Annotated in this window: 20 protein-coding genes; 12 read left to right on the plus strand and 8 right to left on the minus strand. The window is 65.6% G+C overall.

Annotation, left to right across the window (positions count from 1 at the left end; translation table 11 throughout):
- Positions 1–29 precede the first annotated feature (29 nt).
- Both ABQZ09_RS06860 and ABQZ09_RS06865 read left to right on the plus strand, forming a co-directional pair.
- Entirely contained in the window at positions 30–1,133 is a 1,104-nt protein-coding gene (locus tag ABQZ09_RS06860; protein WP_349776465.1) for a PLP-dependent cysteine synthase family protein, read from the plus strand.
- Between the two features lie 94 nt (positions 1,134–1,227).
- Positions 1,228–3,252 (plus strand): M3 family metallopeptidase, encoded by a 2,025-nt coding sequence (locus ABQZ09_RS06865; RefSeq protein WP_349776466.1) that lies wholly within the window; start codon positions 1,228–1,230, stop codon positions 3,250–3,252.
- 98 nt (positions 3,253–3,350) lie between these two features.
- Here ABQZ09_RS06865 and fabB read toward each other — a convergent pair whose 3' ends face one another.
- On the minus strand, positions 3,351–4,559 hold the full coding sequence (gene fabB / locus ABQZ09_RS06870) for a beta-ketoacyl-ACP synthase I (RefSeq protein WP_349776467.1): 1,209 nt from the start codon (positions 4,557–4,559) through the stop codon (positions 3,351–3,353).
- Entirely contained in the window at positions 4,559–5,074 is a 516-nt protein-coding gene (gene fabA / locus ABQZ09_RS06875) for a 3-hydroxyacyl-[acyl-carrier-protein] dehydratase FabA (protein ID WP_039403728.1), read from the minus strand. Before fabA ends, fabB begins: the two co-directional genes overlap by 1 nt.
- Positions 5,075–5,409: 335 nt before the next feature.
- On the opposite strand from fabA, the gene dinB reads away from it, so the two are divergent.
- Positions 5,410–6,489 (plus strand): DNA polymerase IV, encoded by a 1,080-nt coding sequence (dinB, locus tag ABQZ09_RS06880; RefSeq protein ID WP_349776468.1) that lies wholly within the window; start codon positions 5,410–5,412, stop codon positions 6,487–6,489.
- A 119-nt stretch (positions 6,490–6,608) separates the two neighbouring features.
- Positions 6,609–7,259 (plus strand): phosphoglycolate phosphatase, encoded by a 651-nt coding sequence (gph, locus tag ABQZ09_RS06885; protein WP_228314501.1) that lies wholly within the window; start codon positions 6,609–6,611, stop codon positions 7,257–7,259.
- Between the two features lie 258 nt (positions 7,260–7,517).
- Here gph and ABQZ09_RS06890 read toward each other — a convergent pair whose 3' ends face one another.
- Both ABQZ09_RS06890 and msrC read right to left on the minus strand, forming a co-directional pair.
- On the minus strand, positions 7,518–7,910 hold the full coding sequence (locus ABQZ09_RS06890) for a TfoX/Sxy family protein (protein ID WP_184555941.1): 393 nt from the start codon (positions 7,908–7,910) through the stop codon (positions 7,518–7,520).
- Positions 7,907–8,389: a free L-methionine (R)-S-oxide reductase MsrC gene (msrC, locus tag ABQZ09_RS06895; protein ID WP_184375394.1), complete on the minus strand. Its 483-nt coding sequence runs from the start codon at positions 8,387–8,389 to the stop codon at positions 7,907–7,909. The genes ABQZ09_RS06890 and msrC overlap by 4 nt, the downstream gene beginning before the upstream one ends.
- Positions 8,390–8,602: 213 nt before the next feature.
- On the opposite strand from msrC, the gene bioD reads away from it, so the two are divergent.
- Positions 8,603–9,277 (plus strand): dethiobiotin synthase, encoded by a 675-nt coding sequence (gene bioD / locus ABQZ09_RS06900; protein WP_039403628.1) that lies wholly within the window; start codon positions 8,603–8,605, stop codon positions 9,275–9,277.
- 323 nt (positions 9,278–9,600) lie between these two features.
- On the opposite strand, the gene ABQZ09_RS06905 is transcribed toward bioD, so the two are convergent.
- Positions 9,601–9,936: a phasin family protein gene (locus tag ABQZ09_RS06905; protein WP_039403625.1), complete on the minus strand. Its 336-nt coding sequence runs from the start codon at positions 9,934–9,936 to the stop codon at positions 9,601–9,603.
- Between the two features lie 193 nt (positions 9,937–10,129).
- Positions 10,130–10,483 carry a 6-carboxytetrahydropterin synthase QueD gene (gene queD / locus ABQZ09_RS06910; protein ID WP_008576903.1) on the minus strand — a complete coding sequence of 118 codons (354 nt, stop codon included), beginning with the start codon at positions 10,481–10,483 and terminating at the stop codon, positions 10,130–10,132.
- A gap of 409 nt (positions 10,484–10,892) precedes the next feature.
- Between queD and ABQZ09_RS06915 the strand changes: the two genes are divergently transcribed.
- Positions 10,893–11,159 (plus strand): transferrin receptor-like dimerization domain-containing protein, encoded by a 267-nt coding sequence (locus ABQZ09_RS06915; protein WP_039403622.1) that lies wholly within the window; start codon positions 10,893–10,895, stop codon positions 11,157–11,159.
- A gap of 197 nt (positions 11,160–11,356) precedes the next feature.
- On the opposite strand, the gene ABQZ09_RS06920 is transcribed toward ABQZ09_RS06915, so the two are convergent.
- Positions 11,357–12,739 (minus strand): DEAD/DEAH box helicase, encoded by a 1,383-nt coding sequence (locus ABQZ09_RS06920; RefSeq protein WP_039403615.1) that lies wholly within the window; start codon positions 12,737–12,739, stop codon positions 11,357–11,359.
- A gap of 378 nt (positions 12,740–13,117) precedes the next feature.
- On the opposite strand from ABQZ09_RS06920, the gene ABQZ09_RS06925 reads away from it, so the two are divergent.
- Both ABQZ09_RS06925 and maiA read left to right on the plus strand, forming a co-directional pair.
- Positions 13,118–14,107, plus strand: coding sequence for a fumarylacetoacetate hydrolase family protein (locus ABQZ09_RS06925; protein WP_349776469.1), 990 nt, complete (start codon positions 13,118–13,120; stop codon positions 14,105–14,107).
- 43 nt (positions 14,108–14,150) lie between these two features.
- Positions 14,151–14,813 (plus strand): maleylacetoacetate isomerase, encoded by a 663-nt coding sequence (maiA, locus tag ABQZ09_RS06930; RefSeq protein WP_349776470.1) that lies wholly within the window; start codon positions 14,151–14,153, stop codon positions 14,811–14,813.
- 462 nt (positions 14,814–15,275) lie between these two features.
- Here the strand turns inward: maiA and ABQZ09_RS06935 are convergent, their stop codons facing one another.
- Positions 15,276–16,409: a PilT/PilU family type 4a pilus ATPase gene (locus ABQZ09_RS06935; protein ID WP_039403605.1), complete on the minus strand. Its 1,134-nt coding sequence runs from the start codon at positions 16,407–16,409 to the stop codon at positions 15,276–15,278.
- A gap of 99 nt (positions 16,410–16,508) precedes the next feature.
- Between ABQZ09_RS06935 and ABQZ09_RS06940 the strand changes: the two genes are divergently transcribed.
- From ABQZ09_RS06940 to ABQZ09_RS06955, 4 genes are all read left to right on the plus strand, one after another.
- A complete protein-coding gene (locus ABQZ09_RS06940; protein WP_166744243.1) occupies positions 16,509–16,892 on the plus strand; it encodes a DUF4398 domain-containing protein in 384 nt (127 codons plus the stop codon).
- Complete coding sequence (locus ABQZ09_RS06945; protein ID WP_349776471.1) at positions 16,889–17,779, plus strand: hypothetical protein; 891 nt, start codon at positions 16,889–16,891, stop codon at positions 17,777–17,779. The genes ABQZ09_RS06940 and ABQZ09_RS06945 overlap by 4 nt, the downstream gene beginning before the upstream one ends.
- A 353-nt stretch (positions 17,780–18,132) precedes the next feature.
- Positions 18,133–18,351, plus strand: a complete 219-nt coding sequence (locus tag ABQZ09_RS06950; protein WP_005991804.1) for an HP1242/YdcH family protein — start codon at positions 18,133–18,135, stop codon at positions 18,349–18,351.
- Positions 18,352–18,583: 232 nt separating this feature from the next.
- Positions 18,584–19,954, plus strand: a complete 1,371-nt coding sequence (locus ABQZ09_RS06955; protein ID WP_349776472.1) for a pyridoxal-phosphate dependent enzyme — start codon at positions 18,584–18,586, stop codon at positions 19,952–19,954.
- Positions 19,955–19,995: the final 41 nt, after the last annotated feature.

Below are 19,995 nucleotides of genomic sequence, written 5' to 3' on the forward strand. Positions count from 1 at the left end.
CGTTCTTCCTTTGCATCACGTCCGTGCCCATGTCGCAGCGCCAGTGGGTGGCCGCCGCCATCCAGAAGATCGAGGCCGATTTCAACCGTTCGGCCGACACCCATCTGATCCCGATGGACCTGCCGGGTTATCCGGGCATCGACCTGTACTTCAAGGACGAGTCCAGCCACCCCACCGGCAGCCTCAAGCACCGGTTGGCGCGCTCGCTGTTCCTGTACGCGCTTACCAACGGCTGGCTGCGTGCCGGGCGGCCGGTGATCGAGGCTTCCAGCGGCTCCACCGCCATCTCCGAAGCGTATTTCGCGCGCCTGCTGGGCGTGCCCTTCATCGCGGTGATGCCGGCGTCGACCTCGCCGGAGAAGATCGCCGCGATCGAATTCCAGGGCGGCCGCTGCCATCTGGTGGAGCGCGCCTGCGACCTGGACAGCGCCTCGCATGCACTTGCGCGCGAGACCGGCGGGCACTTCATGGACCAGTTCACCTATGCCGAGCGCGCCACCGACTGGCGCGCCAACAACAATATCGCCGAATCGATCTTCAAGCAGCTGTCCGAAGAGCCGCACCCGATTCCGGACTGGATCGTCTGCAGCCCCGGCACCGGCGGCACCAGCGCCACGTTGGGCCGTTATGTGCGCTATCGCCGGCATGCCACCCGCATCCTGTGCGCAGACCCGGAAGTGTCGGTGTTCTTCGACGGCTACTGCCGTGCGGTGGACGGGCAGTGCCCCAAGGAGCTGGCCATCACCGGCGGTTCGCGCATCGAAGGCATCGGCCGGCCGCGGGTGGAATCGAGCTTCATCGCCAGCTGCGTGGATGTGATGATCAAGGTGCCCGACGCGCTGAGCCTGGCGGCCATGCGCCATGTCAGCGCCACCCTTGGCCGGCGCGTCGGCGGCTCCACCGGCACCAATTTCGTCGGCGTGCTGCAGGCGGCGCAGCGGATGCGCGAGGAGGGCCGGCAGGGCTCCATCGTCACCATCCTGTGCGATGCCGGCGAGCGCTACGCGCACAGCTATTACGACCCGGCCTGGTACGTGGCGCGCGAGATCGATGTCAGCGGCAGCGATGCCGCCATTGCGCTGGCCGTGAACGGTGGCGATCTGCCGGCCTTGCCTTGCGTCGCGCTGGAATGACCGCCATATCCACCACCCAGTGACACGCAACGTGTCGGTACGTGTCACCAGACAACGTCGTCATCCCTGATCCAGTCCCCCGCCGGAGCGCCCCATGACCAACCCGCTGCTCGACCTGTCCGGACTGCCGTCCTTCGATGCGATCCGCCCCGAACACGTGGGCCCGGCGATCGACCACTTGCTCGCCGATGCCGAAGCGGCAGTGAAAGCGGCCGAGCAGGTCAGCCTGGTGAGCTGGGACAGCTTCGTGACCCCGCTGGACGATGCCACCGAGCGGCTGTGGCGCGCCTGGGGCCAGGTCGGCCACCTGCAGGCGGTGATGAACACCCCGGAGTTGCGCGAGGCCTACAACAGCAACCTGCCCAAGGTGAGCCGCTTCGGCAGTGCCATGGGCCAGAACCTGGCGCTGTATGCGCAGTACAAGGCGTTGGCGCAGTCGCCGGAGGCGGCGTCCTACGATGAGGCACGTCGCAAGGTGCTGGACAACGCGCTGCGCGATTTCCGCCTGGGCGGTGCCGAACTCGATGACGAGGCCAAGGCGCGTTTTGCGCAGATCCAGGAAGAACTGTCGGCACTGGCAGCCAAGTTTTCGCAGAACGTGCTCGACGCCACCGATGCCTGGTCGCACGTCACTGAGGACGAAACGCAGCTCTCCGGCCTGCCGGCCGAAGTGATCGCCGCCGCGCGCGCTGCCGCAGAAAAGGACGGCGTGGCGGGCTGGAAGTTTACCTTGCAGATGCCGTGCTATCTGCCGGTGCAGAGCGATGCCGACAGCCGCGAACTGCGCGCGCTGCTGTATCGCGCCAACGCCGAGCGCGCTTCCGAATTCGGCGATGTCGCGCTGGACAACAGCGCCAATATCGACCGCATTCTTGCGCTGCGTGCGGAACTGGCGCAGCTGCTCGGCTTTGCCAGCTACGCCGACTATTCGGTGGCCACCAAGATGGCGCAGAGCCCCGATGAAGTGATGGGATTCCTGCGCGATCTGGCCGTGCACGCCAAGCCCTATGCGCAGCGCGACCGCGCCGAGCTTGAAGCCTTCGCACGCGACGAACTGGGATTGGACGAACTGCAGGCCTGGGATCTGGCCTACGTCAGTGAAAAACTCAAGCAGGCGCGGTACAGCTTTTCCGAGCAGGAAGTGAAGCAGTACTTCACCGAGCCGAAGGTGCTGGCTGGTCTGTTCGATGTGATCCACGGTCTCTACGGCTTGCGCGTCATACAGGACAGCGCGCCGGTGTGGCACCCGGATGTGCGGTTCTACCGGCTGGAAGATGCGCAAGGTGCGCTGGTTGGCCAGTTTTATCTGGATCTGTATGCACGCGAGGGCAAGCGCGGTGGCGCGTGGATGGACGACTGCCGCAATCGCCGCGAAACGGCCAACGGCGTGCAGACGCCATTGGTGTACCTGGTGTGCAACTTCGGCCGCGGCAGCGGCGACGCACCGGCCACCTTCCGCCATGGCGAAGTCACCACGCTGTTCCATGAAATGGGCCATGGCCTGCATCAGCTGCTGACGCGGATCGGCGAGCTGGGCGTGGCCGGCATCAACGGCGTGGAATGGGATGCGGTGGAGCTGCCGAGCCAGTTCATGGAGAACTTCTGCTGGGAATGGGAACGCGTGCAGGCGATGACCGCGCATGTGCAGACCGGCGAGCCGCTGCCGCGTAACCTGTTCGATCGCCTGCTGGCTGCGCGTAATTTCCAGAGCGGCATGTTCACCGTGCGCCAGCTGGAATTCGCCTTGTTCGACATGCAGCTGCACAGCAGCTTCGACCCGGCGCAGGACAGCGTGCTGCAGTTGATCGAACGCGTGCGCGACGAGGTCACAGTCAACCGGCCACCGGCGTGGAATCGCTTCCCGCACCAGTTCAGCCACATTTTTGCTGGCGGTTATGCGGCCGGTTACTACAGCTACAAATGGGCCGAAGTGCTCAGCGCCGATGCCTATGCCGCGTTCGAGGAAGCGCCCGAGCAGGTAGCCGAGACCGGCGCCCGTTTCCGCCACGAGGTGTTGTCGCGTGGCGGCAGCCGCAGCGCGGCCGACAACTTCCGCGCCTTCCGTGGCCGCCCGCCCCGGATCGATGCGTTGCTGCGGCATAACGGCATGGCCGGGTGAACCGGGAGTGGGGAATCGGGATCGGGGAGTGGCAAGAGCGATCTCCCGCCACACCGATTCCCCATTCCCAATTCCGCGCGGCGTCCATCGCCGCGTAGTTACACCCGGCCGAACACCAGCGTGCCGTTGGTGCCGCCAAAGCCGAAGCTGTTGGACATCACCGTGTTCAAGCTGGCGTCCTGGGTTTGCCGCAGGATCGGGAAACCTTCCGCGCGCGGGTCCAGTTCTTCGATATGCGCCGAGCCGGCCATGAACCCATCGCGCAACATCAACAGGCTGAAGATCGCTTCGTGCACGCTGGCCGATCCCAGCGAATGGCCGGACAACGCCTTGGTCGAAGACAGCGGTGGCACGGTGTCGCCGAACACCTCGCGCACTGCGCCCAGTTCGGTGACATCGCCCAGCGGTGTCGAGGTGCCGTGCGTGTTGAGGTAATCGATGGGGCGATCCAGCCCCTGCATGGCCATATGCATGCAACGCACCGCGCCCTCGCCGCTGGGGGCGACCATGTCTGCGCCATCGGACGTCACGCCGTAGCCCAGCAATTCGGCATGGATGCGTGCACCGCGCGCGATGGCGTGGTCGTAGTCTTCCAGCACCAGCATGCCGCCGCCGCTGCTGATGACGAAGCCGTCGCGCTGCGCGTCGTACGGGCGCGATGCCACCGCCGGGCGATCGTTGAAGCCGGTGGACAGCGCACCCATCGCATCGAACATCACGCTCATGGTCCAGTGCAGTTCTTCGCCGGCGCCGGCGAACATCACGTCCTGCGCGCCATGGCGGATCAGATCCGCTGCCGCACCGATGCAATGCGCCGAGGTTGCACACGCGGCTGACAACGAATAGCTCAGCCCACGGATCTTGAACGCGGTGGCCAGCGAGGCCGATACCGCCGAGCACATCGTGCGCGGCACCATGTACGGGCCGACCTTGCGCACGCCACGGTTGCGCAGCAGATCGGCGGTTTCCACCTGCCACTGGCTGGAGCCGCCGCCGGAGCCGGCGATCACGCCGGTGCGCAGATCGCTGACCTGTTCGGCACTCAAGCCAGCATCGGCGATCGCATCGCGCATGGCCAGATAGGCGTACGCCGAGGCATCGCCCATGAAGCGCTTGAGCTTGCGGTCGATCAACGCATCCAGATCCAGTGTGACCGCGCCCCCCACCTGGCTGCGCAAACCGGCATCGGCATGATCGGGCAGTGCGGTGATGCCGGAGCGGCTTTGGCGCAGTGCAGTGGAGACAGTGTCCAGATCATTGCCCAGACACGAATTGATGCCCATTCCGGTAACGACAACACGGCGCATCAGAAGCTCTCCGTTGAAGTGAACATGCCCACGCGCAGATCCTTGGCGGTATAGATCTCACGCCCGTCCACGAGCATGCGTGCATCGGTCTGCGCCATCACCAGCTTGCGGTTGATCACGCGGCTGACATCGATCTCGTAGCTCACCAGGGTGGCGCTGGGCAGCACCTGTCCGGTGAACTTGACCTCCCCACAGCCCAGGGCGCGGCCGCGGCCGGGCGCGCCGATCCAGGTCAGAAAAAAGCCGGTGAGCTGCCACATCGCATCCAGGCCCAGGCAGCCGGGCATCACCGGGTCACCGATGAAGTGGCAGCCGAAGAACCACAGGTCCGGGCGGATATCCAGTTCGGCGCGAATCACCCCCTTGCCGTGTGCACCGCCGGTGTCGCTGATCTCGGTGATGCGGTCGAACATCAGCATCGGATCGTTCGGCAGCCTGCCGCTGTCGGGCCCAAACAATTCTCCACGCGCGCTGGCCAGCAATTGGTCGCGCGAGTACGCACTTTGACGAGTCATGACGAACGTGTCCTGCAAGGAGCGAGAGGCAAGGTCGGCAAGGGTGCATGAGCCTGCGCGGTTCAATCAAACGTTTTATCCGTACGCATGCGTGCTGTTTTCAGCCGTTTGCGCCGTTCATCAGGGCCGGATTGCATGTGGAACGGCAGCATGCCGACATGCCGTCTCTGGGGAGCGCATGGTTGGCTCTGCAGCTGTGCCTTCCAGGCGTGATCGCTGGTGTTCGATGGCCGGTCGCGCCCGTTTGCCGCGTACATCGTGCGCGATCGCCGCTCAAGGCATGAGACGGCACTGGCTTATCATGGATGCAGACCTGCAACAGAGAAACCAGCTTGATGCGCAAGATCGTGCACGTGGACATGGATGCGTTCTACGCATCCGTGGAGCAACGTGACGACCCGAGCCTGCGCGGCAAGCCGGTGGTGGTAGCCTGGCGCGGCGCGCGCTCGGTGGTATGCGCGGCCTCCTACGAAGCACGCACCTTCGGCATCCGCTCGGCGATGCCGGCCCTGCGCGCCGAACGCCTGTGTCCGGATGCGGTGTTCGTGCCGCCGGATTTTGCCCGCTACAAGGCGGTGTCGCGGCAGGTGCGCGAGATCTTCCATCGGCATACCGATCTGGTCGAACCGCTGTCGCTGGACGAGGCCTATCTGGATGTCACCCAGGCCAAGACCGGCCTGCAGCTGGCCACCGAAATCGCGCAGCTGATCCGCACCCAGATCCGTGAAGAAACCCAGCTCACCGCATCGGCCGGCATCGCGCCGAACAAGTTCCTGGCCAAGATCGCCTCGGACTGGCGCAAGCCCGATGGCCAGTTCGTGATCGCGCCCAGCCGCGTGGACGCGTTTCTGCTGCCGCTCAAGGTCAATCGCATTCCCGGCGTTGGCAAGGTGATGGATGGCAAGCTGGCGGCGTTGGGCATCGTCACCGTGGCCGATCTACGCCTGCGCCCGCTGGAAGAATTGCAGGCGCATTTCGGCAGCTTCGGGCAGAGCCTGTATCGCCGCGCGCGGGGCATCGACGAACGACCGGTCGAACCGGACCAGGAAGTGCAATCGGTCTCTTCGGAAGACACCTTCAGCGAAGATCTTGCGCTTGATGCGCTGGACCCGCACATCCTGCGCCTGGCCGAAAAAACCTGGCTGGCCACGCGCCGTACCGAACGCATTGGCCGGACGGTGGTGCTGAAATTGAAGACCTCCAATTTTCGTATCTTGACGCGCTCCCACACGCCCGAGCAGCCACCGGCCTCGTTCGAGGCGTTGGCGCAGATTGCGCTGGCGCTGACCCGGCGCGTGGAGCTGCCTGCCGATACGCGTTACCGCCTGGTCGGTGTCGGGCTGAGCGGTTTCAGCGATGTGGAAGAGGACGCGGTGCAGGGGCAGTTGTTCGGCGAGGTCTCGCAGGCGCCGTGAGCGCGTGCCCGCCGGCGTTGCCGCGCGCGTAGACGGGTAAAACGGCTGCGCTCGCGCGGTGACGCGGCCTGAATCCCGCACTGCGTACACTGCCGCGTTCCCCGCACGAGGCCATCCGAATGTTTGCGTATCCGCTGGTGATTTTCGATCTGGACGGCACCCTGGTGGACAGCGCGCCCAATATTGCTGAAGCCCTCAATGACACCTTGCAGGAGCTGGGGCTGGAGCAGTTCAGCGAATCCACCATCCGCGGCTGGATCGGCGAAGGGGTGCAGGCGCTGCTGGCTGCCGCACTGCGCGAAGCCGGCAGCACAGACGATGCGGCCACGGTCATGCCGGTGATGATGCGGCATTACGAAGCATGCCTGCTGCACGACCCGCAGCTGTACCCGGGTGTAGCGCAGGCATTGCACGGCCTGCGCGATGCCGGGGCGACGCTGGCGCTATGCACCAACAAGCCATCGCGATTCATCGCACCGCTGCTGGAGCATCTGGGCATCGCCGCGTCCTTCAGCAGCGTGCTTGGTGGCGATTCGTTGCCGCAGCGCAAGCCCGACCCGACGCCGCTGCTGCACCTGGCCACGCAGTTCCGGTACACGCCGCAGCAATGTTTGATGGTCGGCGATTCGGGCACTGACGCGGCAGCGGCGAATGCCGCCAATATGCCGCTGGCCATGGTGCGTTACGGTTATCTGCGCGGCTTCGACGTGCAGGGCTCCGGTGCGGTGGCCATTGTCGATGACATGCGGGAACTGCTGGCGTTGCGCTGATGCGCTTGATGCCTTCGCGCGGCGTCGCGCGATTCGTTGCGGTCTGCATGCGCGGCTACGCAGGCGCGTAGGGCCTCAACAGCGGCACCGCATCGGCAGTTCCGGCTCTGGTAGCGTCGCGAGAAAAGCGTGCACGTGCAGATTTGCAGCCAGTAGCACGTTCTGCAGTGGCGACCAATGCATTGTGCTGGGTGCTCGTTGCGGCGCATGCAAACGAAGCCTCAGTGCGCCGCGTCAGCCACAGCCGCATGCGGACCTTCAGTCGCCGTGTGCGGCGTCCATCGCCGGATCGTCATCGCGCAGGTCGCCTGTATCGGCCTGCGCGTCGTCATTGTCGGCACGCGCGTAATGCACGGTTTCCACCGGTCCGCCAACCGCGCGGCCGCGCACCGGCAATAGCGCGCTGGCCGCTTCGTATTCGGCCAATAGGGCATGGCGGCGCGCTTCCGGCACGTCCTGCCAATGGCAATCGGACAGCGCGCCTTCCAGCGAATACAGCAGATTGAGGCTGGGCTTGAAGCCGGCACGGCGTACCTTCACGAATGCGCCCACCGCACCGACGGCTTGCAGGTCCTGCTGCGTGCGCAGCCCGACCTGGCGCAGCCACGCCGCGCTCTTGGGGCCGATGTTGCGCAGCCGTTCGGTGGTCACGTCAGCGCGTCCACAAAGACCTGCGCGATCGCTTCCAGGCCGCGCTGGTCGTCCGCATCGAAGCGGTCCAGCTCCGGGCTGTCCAGATCCAGCACGCCGATCAACGCATCGCCCCTGACCAGCGGAATCACCAGCTCCGAGCGCGATGCCGAGTCGCAGGCGATATGCCCGGGAAACGCATCCACGTCGGCAATGCGCTGGCTCTGCCGGGTGCTGGCCGCTGCGCCGCACACGCCCTTGTCCAGCGGAATGCGCACGCATGCCGGAAGACCCTGGAATGGTCCCACCACCAGTTCGCGGCCGTCGTAGAAATAAAATCCGGCCCAGTTGAGCGAGGGCAGGGAGTTGAAGATCAGTGCAGCCAGATTGGCGGCATTGGCGATCCGGTCCGGCTCGCCGTGCACCAGGGCCTGGGCCTGGGCGGTGAGCTGGGCATATTGTTCCGGCTTGCTGCCGGTCAGCGAAGAGGTGGCGAACATGGCCGAAGTTTAGCAGCGGCGCTCTGTGGCGGCATGGCCCGCCAGTGCAGGGCGGCGCTGGCGGCGCTTGCCCGCATGGCAGCCGTGCGACTCGGCGCTTCGCGGCGCCACGCCTGCCGCAACAACTGCTTGCCGGCTCAGCGTCGAGTACGGATGCGCACGCTATGCTGCGCGCCCTCACGGCAATGGCGGCGCGGCCGCAGGACCTGACCGATGCAGCATCCGGCGTTTTATGTCACCGGCACCGATACCGGAATCGGCAAGACCATGGGCAGCACCGCGTTGCTGCACGCCTTACGGGCGCGGGGGCGCACGGCGGTGGGCATGAAGCCGGTGGCCAGCGGGTGCGAGCGCACCGCGCAGGGCTGGCGCAACGAAGACGCGCTGGCCCTGCAGGCTGCCAGCGACCCGCAGCCGGACTACGCCACCCTCAACCCCTACGCCTTGCCCGCACCGCTGGCACCGGAACTGGCGGCAGCCGATGTCGGCGTGACGCTGTCGCTGGACCCGATCACCCAGGCGTTTGCGCAACTGCGCGCGCAGGCCGACGTCGTGGTGGTGGAAGGCGTCGGTGGCTGGGCCGCGCCGCTTAGCGCCGATCTGGATCAGGCCGACCTGGTGCGCGCGTTGCGGCTGCCAGTGGTGCTGGTGGTCGGCGTGCGGCTGGGCTGCATCAACCATGCGCGCCTGACCGCCGCTGCCATCGCCGCCGACGGCCTGGACTGCATCGGCTGGATCGCCAACGAGGTGGATCCGCAGATGGAACGCACCGAAGACAACATCCGCATGCTGCACGCGCGTCTGGCGATGCCGTGCTGGGGACGGATTCCGTGGCGGCCGGGTGCCGATGCCGCCAGCCAGGCGCAGGGGCTGCAGTTGCCGGCTTAGGTCAGACCCGGCAAGCACGCGAGCCTGCTGGCACGCAGCGTGGTGGGCATCTGGTTAGTCTGCGCCCAACGCGCGTGTTATGGCTGACCAGATAGTGCATGCACGCTTCACGCGCCGGCAGTTCGCGCGGTCACTGCGTTCCTGTAAGCAACACGCTTGCGGGGTCACCGCAGAAGCTGCGCACCTGCAGCGTCCCCGAGCCAAACCTGCGCAGCGAAAACCCAGCGATCGGACAATAAAAAAGCCCGACAGAGGGAGGGATCTGTCGGGCCGGATTGCACGGGGGGAGGGGCCCATGCAAAGACGCTGAATTTTATTGGCGGTTACTTGCGCCGGGTCTTGCCTGCTGCGCCGGCCTGCTCGCTGCCGGTGTCGAACTGCTGCTTGGCGAATTGCCCAAGCTCGCTGGACATCTTCAACCCCATTCCCACCACTTCCTGATTGACCGAAGCCAGGCGTTCCAGGTTGTCGCGGGCCAGTTGCAGTCCTTTCGGCCAGAGCGTCTGGTAGGCGCCCAGGTCGCGTGCCTGCGCAAACTCACCGAAGAAGCTGGTGGTCGCGTTGACGTTCTGTTCCAGCGTGTCCAATGCCAACTGGTTGGCACGTGCTGCGGCAGAGGCGAACTGACTGGTGAAGCTGTTTTCGAACTGCGCCGACATTGCGAACCCCTTGGGGAAGCGTGTGACCGTTTGTTGCGTTGCAGCATACGCCGATATTGTTGCGATGCAACACGTTTGCTGAAGATTTGCCAACTCTCTGCAGAAGCTTTTCTAGATCAAATGGTTAGAGAAGTTCCGAAACGACGGAAGCCGCCCAATGGGCGGCTTCCAGGCACGGGACTGCGCTAACTGATTAGCCGCGGTAGCGGCAGCCGGAGGTGCAGGTCTCATGCACCACGATCTCGCTCAGCTGCGGCAGCGCCGGCTTGAGCTGCTGCCAGATCCAGATCGCCAGCCGCTCGCTGGTGGGGTTTTCCAGTCCTTCGATGTCGTTGAGGTAATGGTGGTCCAGGCGGTCGTAGATCGGCTGGAAGGCGGCCTTGATGTCGCCGAAGTCCATGATCCAGCCGGTCTCGGCACCGGGTTCGCCGCTGACATGCAGCTCGACCCGAAACGAATGCCCGTGCAGCCGGGCGCATTTGTGCCCAGGCGGCACGTTGGGAAGACGGTGCGCGGCCTCAAGCGTAAAGACTTTGAAGATATCCATTCGCGGCATTGTAAGTGCGCCGGGCCGTCTGCAGCGACGGCCAGCGCAACGCGCAGCGATATGGCTGCGTCACGGTGCCAATCGGCGATCGCCTGGTTGCACTCCCCCACTGCAGCGCAGCGCCGAGGTTCGATGCGCTGGCCAGCGCGCCCGTGTGTGCCACCGCGCATATCCGTATGCAGATATGTAATTTTTGTTAGTAAAACGCACATGGCTCACTGCAGCCCCCTGTTCATGGATGCCGTGCGTGAAGCGCCCTACGCCTTACCTGCTGTCTCTTGCCGTGATTCCCCTTGCACACGCCGACGAGGCGACACCCGTGCCGGGTAAGACTCTGGCTACGGCTGCAGACCAGCGCCAAGCGCTATGACGCTGCACTGGCCGCCGTGGCGGCAACCTGGATGCGAACGTGCGCGGCAAGCTCAATGGCTCGCTGCAAGGCATCGATCAAACGCTGCTGGTCGCGGGCGGTTTGCCGGGCCGGCCGTGGTACCGCAACCTGATCTACGCACCGGGCCTGGCCACCGGCTACGAGGTCAAGACCTTGCCAGGTATCCGCGAAGCGCTGGAAGACCGGCGCTGGGACGATCTGCGCAACTACATCGTGCAGACCGCAGCGGTGCTGGATCGGTATCGCGAGGCCATCGATCGCAATACCGCGTTGATCGAGGGCTAGCGGAGCGCTGCAAGGCAAGACTGGCAGCACGCTAGCTCAGCGATGCCGCCGCAGCTGCCAGTCTTGCCTGATGCCTGATGCGTGCACCCGGTTTGCTACAGCGCATCCTCTGCACTGCGCACAAAAAAGCCGCCCGGAAAGGGCGGCTTTTTTAGTTCAACGCCAACCTAAGCGCCGGTCACACTGGCGCGCAGGAATCAGCGCGTGCCGCTCGGACGCTGGCCGCCACGGCCACCATCGCGACGGCCGGCGCCCGCACCGGCATTGGCCTGACGCGGCCCGCTGCTGCGCTGGCCACCCGGCTTCTTCGGGCCGGCATGCGCGTGCGCCTGGCGCGGGGCATCGCCATGCGGACGACGCGCGTGGCTCTTGCGTGGTGCGCGGTCGCCGCCCGGCTGTTCGGCACGGCCCGGCGCGCTGTTGCCCCAGCGGATCGGGGTCTGCGGCTCGTAGCCCGGCACGTCGCGGATTTCGACATCGCGGCCCAGCATGCGCACGATCTGGCGCAGCAGCTTGGCTTCGTCCTGCGCCACCAGCGAAATCGCCTCGCCGGTGGAACCGTTACGGCCGGTGCGGCCGATGCGGTGCACGTAGTCCTCGGCCACCATCGGCAGGTCGTAGTTGATGACCTTCGGCAGCTGATCGATATCGATACCGCGCGCGGCGATGTCGGTGGCCACCAGCACGGTGACGCGGCCGGCCTTGAAGTCGCTCAGTGCACGCATGCGCTGGCCCTGGCTCTTGTTGCCATGGATCGCCGCGGTCTTGATGCCGGACTTCTCCAGGAACAGCGCCAGCTTGTCGCTGCCATGTTTGGTGCGCGCGAACACCAGGGTCTGCTCGCGGCTGTCCTGCGCCAGCAGGTGCAGCAGCAGATCACGCTTGCGCGCGCCATCGACCGGGTGCACGCGGTGGGTGATGCTCTCGGCCACAGTGTTGCTCGGGGTGACCTGGATCTGCATCGGGTTGCGCATGAACTCCAGCGCCAGCTGCTTGATGTTCTCTTCGAAGGTGGCCGAGAACAGCAGGGTCTGGCGGTTCTGGCGCGGCAGCTTGGTCAGGATGCGCTTGATCGACGGCAAAAAGCCCATGTCGAGCATGCGGTCGGCTTCGTCCAGGATCAGTACTTCGATGCCGGACAGGTCCACGCTGCGACGCTCGATATGGTCGATCAGCCGGCCCGGGCAGGCGATCAGCAGGTCCACGCCACGGCGCAGCGCGTCGAGCTGGTTGCCCATGCCCACGCCGCCGTAGATCACCGCGCTGGGAATGCGCAGGTACTTGCTATAGCCGCGCAGGCTGTCATGCACCTGGGTGGCCAGCTCGCGGGTGGGGGTCAGGATCAGCGCGCGCGGCTTGCGCGGGCCGTTGACCGGCTGCGGCGAGGTGCCCAGGTGCTGCAGCAGCGGCAGGCCGAACGCGGCGGTCTTGCCTGTGCCGGTCTGTGCGCCGGCCAGCAGGTCGTGACCTTCCAGCACCAGCGGGATCGCCTGCTGCTGGATCGGGGTAGGGGTTTCATAGCCCTGCTCGGCCAAGGCGCGCAGCAGGAAGGGCGCAAGGCCCAGGGATTCAAAAGACATCAGGAAGCTCCAAGTAAAGCGTCGCCGCCAGGCACAGCCCGGAGCGCAGACGCATTGCAGATGCAAAAAGGTGAGGCTCGGAGCGTTCCCGTGAACCGCGCTGCGAGATGGTGGAACAACCCGATCAAAGAGCGATGGGTTTGTCGGCACCACGAAAGGCGTCGGGTGGGGCGGGCGAGCGGATCGATCGATCCTGGCCTCGCCGGCGGTCCCAAAGGGAAACGGACGGCCGCATGCAGACCCGGCAAGTGTACGCGGGTTTGGCGCGCTGCACAAAATTCACGTAGTGCGGTTGTGCTGCGGCTCAGTTGTTTCAGGTGTAACGGATGCCGCGGCAGGTCGTACAATCGGCCGATCCGTCACTGCAGCAGGAAGGTCATGAAGCTAGGTTCCCTGAAGGAAGGCGGCCGCGACGGCAGCCTGATCGTGGTCTCCCGCGACCTTGGCAAGGCAGTCCGCGCCACCGGCATCGCGCCGACCCTGCAGCGCGCGCTGGAGGACTGGAGCAATGTCGCGCCGCGGCTGAATGCCTTGTCGGCCTCGCTCAATGACGGCAGCGCCGACGGCGTGTTCGATCTGGATATGCAGGCCCTGGCCGCGCCGCTGCCGCGCGCCTACGAATTCGTCGACGGCAGTGCCTACCTGCCGCACGTGGAGCGCGTACGCCGCGCGCGCAACGCCGAGGTGCCGGAGAGCTTCTACACCGACCCGTTGATGTACCAGGCCACCAGCGCCGGCTTCTACGGCCCGCGCGATGCCATCAAGGCGATCAGCGAAGAGCACGGCATCGACCTGGAAGCCGAGCTGGTGGTCATCACCGATGACGTGTCGATGGGCGCTTCGCCCGAGCAGGCGGCTGGGCACATACAGTTGGTCGGCCTGGTCAACGATGTCTCGCTGCGCAACCTGATTCCGGCCGAGCTCGCCAAGGGCTTCGGTTTTGTGCAGTCCAAGCCGCGCTCGGCGCTGTCGCCGGTTTTCGTGACCCCGGACGAGCTGGGCGATGCCTGGCGCGACAGCAAGGTGCATCTGCCGTTGGTGACCCACGTCAACGGCACCTGGTTCGGTGCGCCGGAAGCCGGCAACGACATGCAGTTCGACTTCGCCCAGCTGATCGCCCATGCCGCCAAGACCCGCCCGTTGTCGGCCGGCACCATCGTCGGCTCTGGCACGATTGCCAACCAGGACACCAGCCTGGGTGCCTCGTGTTTTGCCGAACAGCGTGTGGTCGAGACCCTGCGCGACGGCAAGCCCAGCACGCCGTTCATGGCCTTCGGCGACGTGGTGCGGATCGAGATGTTCGCGGCCGACGGCGCCAGCATCTTCGGGGCGATCGAGCAGCGCGTCGAACGGCAGCCGCTGCCGTGAGCTGCGTTGCCGCGTCGCGTGATGTCGCCACCGGCGGCCGCGCATGAGCATGCCGCTGGAGCTGTTTTCGTACTGGCGCTCCAGTGCTGCCTATCGCGTGCGCATCGGCCTGCACCTGAAGGCGTTGGACTATCGTGCGCATCCGGTGCATCTGGTGCGCGGCGGTGGCGAACAGCATGCGCCGGACTATGCGCAGCTCAATCCGCAGGAACTGGTACCCACCCTGCGGCATGGCCCGGTGGTGATCGCGCAATCGCTGGCGATCCTGGAGTATCTGGAAGATGCCTTCCCCGAGACGCCTCGTCTGCTACCGGCAGCGCCTGCCGAGCGCGCCCGCGTGCGTGCGCTGGCGCAGGTCATTGCCTGCGATGTGCATCCGCTCAACAACCTGCGCGTCATGCAGTTGCTGGAGCGCGAGATCGCGCTGGATGCAGCGCAGCGCCAGCGCTGGACGCGGCACTGGATGGAGCGCGGCTTTGCCGCACTGGAACAGCAGCTGGCACGCGACCCGCTCACTGGCCGCTTCTGTCATGGCGATGTGCCAGGCCTGGCCGATGGGGTATTGATCCCGCAGCTCTACAACGCGCACCGGTTCGAGGTCGATCTGGCCCCGTATCCGACCCTGCAGCGCATCGAACAGGCCTGCCTGGCGTTACCGGCCTTCGACGCGGCACGGCCGGAGATGCAGGTGGATGCGGTGGCGTGAGGGCTGCGCATCGAGGCCCTCATCCGCCCTTCGGGCACCTTCTCCCGTGGGACGGGAGAAGGGAAAGCCGGGCGTCTGGCCAGATCCGGGCCGTTGCGATGCTGGTTGATGTTGCGACGCAAAGCTGTACGGTTCAAAGCGCAAGCCCCAAGGCACCGCACGCTCACTGGTGTCCCTTCTCCCGCGGCACGGGAGAAGGGCAGGCCGGGCGTCTGATTCGAACCGGGCCGTTGCGATGCTGGATGAAGTTGCGACGCAAAGCCGTACGTTTCAAAGCGCCAGCGCCAAGGCACTTCACTGTTGTCCCTTCTCCCGCATGCGGGAGAAGGTGGCGCGCAGCGCCGGATGAGGGCGCTCGTCGCATCGGCATCGCGAACGAGGGGCTCGTCGCAGCGTCCGCCCTGACATTTCAGGAGCCGGCAACCCGAGCGCTGCAATGACCGGCCATCGCAGCCAGACTGATCAGATGAACCCGTGACTGATCTTCGGCGAAGCCGCCGCTTCGTAATCCGCGTAAGGGTCGTGCTCGCCCGAGCCACCCTCCGACAGGCGGAATTTCAGCGCCAGGCCATCGCGTGAATCGGCCGCGCGCAGCGCCTCTTCCTGCTCGATCTCACCGGTCTTGACCATCCGGAACAGGCATTGGTCGAAGGTCTGCATGCCTTCTTCCAGCGACTCTTCCATCGCCTGCTTGACCTCGTGCACCTGCCCGCGCCGCAGCAAGTCGCGGATCATCGGCGTGTTGAGAAGCACTTCGGTCGCCGGCCGGCGGCGTCCGTCCACGCCCTTGACCAGGCGCAGCGACACCACCGCGCGCAGGTTCAGCGCCAGATTCATCAGCACGTTCTTGTGCGCGCTCTCGGGGAAGAAATTGAGGATGCGCTCGATGGTCTGGTCGGCATTGTTGGAGTGCAGCGTGGCCAGGCACAGGTGGCCGGTTTCGGCGAACGCGATGGCCGCCTCCATGGTCTCGGCGTCCAGGATCTCGCCGATCAGGATCACGTCCGGCGCCTCGCGCATCGCGTTCTTCAGCGCGCTCTGAAAGGCGTGTGTGTCCAGGCCCACCTCGCGCTGGTTCACGATCGACATCTTGTGCTTGTGCAGATATTCGATCGGGTCCTCGATGGTGAGGATGTGCCCGGTGGTGGTGCTGTTGCGGTGGTCGATCATCGAGGCCAGCGAGGTCGACTTGCCCGAGCCGGTGGACCCCACCACCAGCACCAGCCCGCGCGGGGTCATGATGACGTCCTTGAGCACCTGCGGCAGGTTGAGCTCTTCGATGCTCGGGATGCGGCTGCGGATGGCACGGATCACCATGCCCACTTCGCCGCGCTGCTTGAACACGTTGACGCGGAAGCGGCCCGCGTCGGGCAGGGCGATGGCCATGTTGAGCTCGAGCTCGCGCTCGAACTGCGGCACCTGGCCCTCGTCCATCAAGGAATAGGCGATTTTCTTGACCATTCCCGGCGGCAACCCCGTATTGCCGAGCGGGTAGAGCTTGCCTTCGATCTTGATGTACACCGGCGCGCCGGTGGTCAAGAACATGTCCGAGGCATTCTTTTCGGTCATCAGCTTCAGGAAGTAGCCGATATCCATGCGCAATGGTTCCCCAACAAACAGCAGCGTCTCGTTGCAAGTCCGCCGCAGGCTTCCGACAATGGCCGTGCTCGAGACTTCCTCGCTACGGCTCCCCTAATGACGGCTAGCTTCGCATACTTGCGGCGATCCCTGTACGGCATCGCCTGCTTCATGGTTCTTTCCTCTCCGGCCGCCGCTCAGGTGGCCCCGGAGCTCACCGCCGCCGAACAGGCGGTGCAACGCGCCACCCAGGCCGATGCCGACCAATACGCCCCGGATCTGGTCAACCTGGCCCGCCAGGAATTGATGCAGGCCCAGCAGGCGCAACTGGACAAGCGTCAGCGCAAGCAGGTGCCGCAGATCGCCCTGCGTGCTGCCGCCGACGCCGATCTGGCCAAGGCCCGCAGCGAGGAGGCGGTGGTCACCGCCCAGCTGGAACAGCGCAAGCGGGAAGTGGCGCAGTTGCAGAACAGCCTCAACACCGGGGAGGGTGGCCGATGAAACTGCGCCCACTGCTCTACATCGGCGTATTGAGCCTGGCCAGCTTGCCGCCGCTGGCGATGGCGGCCAAGGACGACCCGCAGGCTGACGCGCTCAACCGGCGCCTGGCCGCGCTGCAGAACGACCCGCAGACCAGCGACCTGGCCCGCTTCGAGCGGCTGCAGGCCCAGCAAAGCGTGGCCGCACTGGCCGAGGCCAAGCGCCGCGACCGCGACGAGCTGGTGTTCCTGGCTGACCGCCGGGTTGAAATTGCCGAGCTCACCGCCCGCACCGCATTGGCGCGGCGTGAGCTGGATCGGCTGGAAGGCACCCGTAATGATTTGCTGATCGAAGCCAGCCGCCGCGATGCCTCGCGTGCGCGCCAGGAGGCCGAGCGCCTGCGCGTGCAGGCGCAGATCCAGGCCGAAGAGGCCGAGCGCATGCGTCAGGCCGCCGAACAGGAGACCCTGGCCCGGCAGGACGCCGAGCTGGCCTTGACCAGCGTGGCCGGTAAGCAGACCGCCAAGCTCAATGCGGCCCAGCAGAAGGCCGTGCAGCTGGCACACGAGGAGGCCGAACTGGTGGCCGGGGCCAAGTTGCCGGCTGCCAAGTTCGATAGCCGCGGCGAGGTCTTTTCGCTGGGGAGCGGTGCCTTCGGTGGCAAGTCGGCGTTGTCCGGCGATGCCGCCGGGCAGGCCAAGGCCCTGGCCGAATACCTGAACATCGGCAAGAAGGGCCGGGTCAGCATCGTTGGCTTCGACAACGACGCGGCCACGGCCAAGAAGCGTGCCGAGGCGGTACGCGATGCGTTGGTGGCCGGCGGGGTGGCTGCGTCGCGGTTGCAGGTCACCGGCGCCAAGGGTGCCGCCAGCAAGACGCGGGCGGCCGAGGTCGTTGTCGCGCCCTGATGGCAAGTGGTTGGAAGTTAAGGTCTTTTAACTCCGGCATGACGCCCGGTTGAACCGCAGTCACTGATTGACGCCAAGAAGCGGCGGAGCGGCCCTTTCGGCCTTGAACCCCCTGCGCGACCGGCGTAGGGTCGTACTTCCAGGCAGCAACTCCGCTGCCTGGAAGTACGGAGGGCCGGGCCAGTGACGCAAGGGCACGCAGCGACGCAACGTGGTGGAAGAGCAGGTGGTCTCGCCAGCGCGTGTGCCGTTGTCCCCTTTGCCACCGTGACTCGTGGGTCTTCCATCCCCAAGCAGCGCCCCGTGCCGCCCGCGGCCGGGGCGTTCTTGTTTTAAGTGAAGGAGGTAACGCCATGTTCGAAGGGCAACCGCAGACCGAAATCGACGCATTGATCAAGTCCGATCCCGAGTTCAAGCAGCTGTACCAACGCCACAAGCTCTTGAACAAGAAATGCATGGATGCCGAACTTGGGGTGCTCCCCATCGACGACGTGACCTTGGGCCAGATGAAACGCGAGAAGTTGCAGGCCAAAGAAAAGCTCACCCGGATGTACGACCAGCTCACGCACTGATCCTTCCCCACCGCTAGAACAAGTTCACCGTCGCGGGCGGTGGCGGCCTCCTCGTCGGCTTGCCACCGTCCGCGTCTTTATTTGGCCAGCGCCGGTTGTTGCATGCTGCCAAGGGCGGTTGGGCACGCTTGTTCATCGGGGCGCGCAATCGCTTCACGCCTGAATGAGCATTCCCCGCCGGTTCGTCGGATAATGACCGGTCTAGCCCGCGCGGCGCAGCGACGATATCCCGATGGCGATTCATTCCTCCGTACTCGAACTGATTGGCAACACGCCGATCGTCAAGGCCCAGCGCCTGGACACCGGCGTCTGCGAGCTGTTCCTCAAGCTGGAGGCGAACAATCCCGGCGGATCGATCAAGGACCGCATCGGCCTGTCGATGATCGAGGCAGCTGAGCAGCGCGGCGACCTGAAGCCCGGCGCCACCCTGGTGGAAGGCACCGCCGGCAATACCGGCCTGGGTTTGGCCCTGGTGGCGCAGCAGAAGGGCTACCAGCTGATCCTGGTGGTGCCGGACAAGATGAGCCGCGAGAAGATCTTCAATCTCAAGGCCATGGGCGCCAACGTGGTGCTGACCCGCTCGGACGTGGCCAAGGGCCATCCGGAGTATTACCAGGACCTGGCCGCCAAGATCGCCGCCGAGACCCCGGGCGCTTACTTCATCAACCAGTTCGGCAATCCGGACAACCCGGCCGCGCACGAATTCGGCACCGGCCCGGAAATCCTGGCGCAGATGGACGGCCAGCTGGACGCGATCGTGTTCGGCTGCGGCAGCTCCGGCACCATGACCGGCCTGTCGCGTGCGTTCGCCACCGCCTCGCCGCACACCGAACTGGTGCTGGCCGACCCGGTCGGCTCGATCCTGACCCAGTACATCGAAGAGGGCACGGTCAGTGAAAAGTCCGGCAGCTGGCTGGTCGAGGGCATCGGCGAAGACTTCCTGCCGGATATTTCTGATTTTTCGCGCGTCAAGAAGGCCTATTCCATCAGCGATGCGGAAAGCTTCCACACCGCGCGCGAGTTGCTGGCCAAGGAGGGCATCCTCGGCGGCTCGTCCACCGGCACCCTGCTGGCCGCCGCGCTGAAGTACTGCCGCGAGCAGACCACGCCCAAGCGCGTGTTGGTATTCGTCTGTGACACCGGCAACAAGTACCTGTCGAAGATGTACAACGACTACTGGATGCTGGACAACGGCTTTTTGGAGCGCCCGCAGCACGGCGACCTGCGCGACCTGATCCTGCGCCCGTACAACAAGCGCGACACCGTCGTGGTCGGCCCGAAGGACCTGCTGACCACCGCGTACCAGCGCATGAAGCTGTACGACGTCTCGCAGTTGCCGGTGATCGACGACGGCGAGCTGGTCGGCATCGTCGACGAGAGCGACGTGCTGCTGCATGTGTATGGCGACGAGGCGCGCTTCCGCGACCCGATTTCCACTGCCATGGTCAGCAAGCTTGATCGCCTGGATGTCGCGTCGCCGATCGAAGCGCTGCTGCCGGTGTTCGACCGCGGGCAGGTTGCCATCGTCATGGACGGCAAGCAGTTCCTGGGCCTGATCACCCGTATCGACCTGCTCAACTACCTGCGCCGCCGCGTGCAGTGATCGCATGCAGTGATCAGCCAGCGCCGCGCGCCCGGATGAGA

Source organism: Xanthomonas sp. WHRI 6106 (genome assembly GCF_040202405.1).
GTDB classification, from domain to species: Bacteria; Pseudomonadota; Gammaproteobacteria; order Xanthomonadales; family Xanthomonadaceae; genus Xanthomonas; species Xanthomonas cannabis.

Excerpts from the sequence above, each read along its gene's own strand:
- gph (WP_228314501.1), top strand. The coding sequence starts at position 6,609 with ATGTTTGCGTATCCGCTGGTGATTTTCGATCTGGACGGCACCCTGGTG.
- ABQZ09_RS06955 (WP_349776472.1), top strand. The coding sequence starts at position 18,584 with ATGGCGATTCATTCCTCCGTACTCGAACTGATTGGCAACACGCCGATC.
- msrC (WP_184375394.1), bottom strand. The coding sequence starts at position 8,389 with ATGTTCGCCACCTCTTCGCTGACCGGCAGCAAGCCGGAACAATATGCC.
- ABQZ09_RS06940 (WP_166744243.1), top strand. The coding sequence starts at position 16,509 with ATGACGGCTAGCTTCGCATACTTGCGGCGATCCCTGTACGGCATCGCC.
- fabB (WP_349776467.1), bottom strand. The coding sequence starts at position 4,559 with ATGCGCCGTGTTGTCGTTACCGGAATGGGCATCAATTCGTGTCTGGGC.
- ABQZ09_RS06935 (WP_039403605.1), bottom strand. The coding sequence starts at position 16,409 with ATGGATATCGGCTACTTCCTGAAGCTGATGACCGAAAAGAATGCCTCG.
- ABQZ09_RS06950 (WP_005991804.1), top strand. The coding sequence starts at position 18,133 with ATGTTCGAAGGGCAACCGCAGACCGAAATCGACGCATTGATCAAGTCC.
- bioD (WP_039403628.1), top strand. The coding sequence starts at position 8,603 with ATGCAGCATCCGGCGTTTTATGTCACCGGCACCGATACCGGAATCGGC.
- ABQZ09_RS06865 (WP_349776466.1), top strand. The coding sequence starts at position 1,228 with ATGACCAACCCGCTGCTCGACCTGTCCGGACTGCCGTCCTTCGATGCG.
- maiA (WP_349776470.1), top strand. The coding sequence starts at position 14,151 with ATGAGCATGCCGCTGGAGCTGTTTTCGTACTGGCGCTCCAGTGCTGCC.
- ABQZ09_RS06920 (WP_039403615.1), bottom strand. The coding sequence starts at position 12,739 with ATGTCTTTTGAATCCCTGGGCCTTGCGCCCTTCCTGCTGCGCGCCTTG.
- dinB (WP_349776468.1), top strand. The coding sequence starts at position 5,410 with ATGCGCAAGATCGTGCACGTGGACATGGATGCGTTCTACGCATCCGTG.
- ABQZ09_RS06860 (WP_349776465.1), top strand. The coding sequence starts at position 30 with ATGTCGCAGCGCCAGTGGGTGGCCGCCGCCATCCAGAAGATCGAGGCC.
- ABQZ09_RS06945 (WP_349776471.1), top strand. The coding sequence starts at position 16,889 with ATGAAACTGCGCCCACTGCTCTACATCGGCGTATTGAGCCTGGCCAGC.
- ABQZ09_RS06925 (WP_349776469.1), top strand. The coding sequence starts at position 13,118 with ATGAAGCTAGGTTCCCTGAAGGAAGGCGGCCGCGACGGCAGCCTGATC.
- fabA (WP_039403728.1), bottom strand. The coding sequence starts at position 5,074 with ATGACTCGTCAAAGTGCGTACTCGCGCGACCAATTGCTGGCCAGCGCG.
- queD (WP_008576903.1), bottom strand. The coding sequence starts at position 10,483 with ATGGATATCTTCAAAGTCTTTACGCTTGAGGCCGCGCACCGTCTTCCC.
- ABQZ09_RS06905 (WP_039403625.1), bottom strand. The coding sequence starts at position 9,936 with ATGTCGGCGCAGTTCGAAAACAGCTTCACCAGTCAGTTCGCCTCTGCC.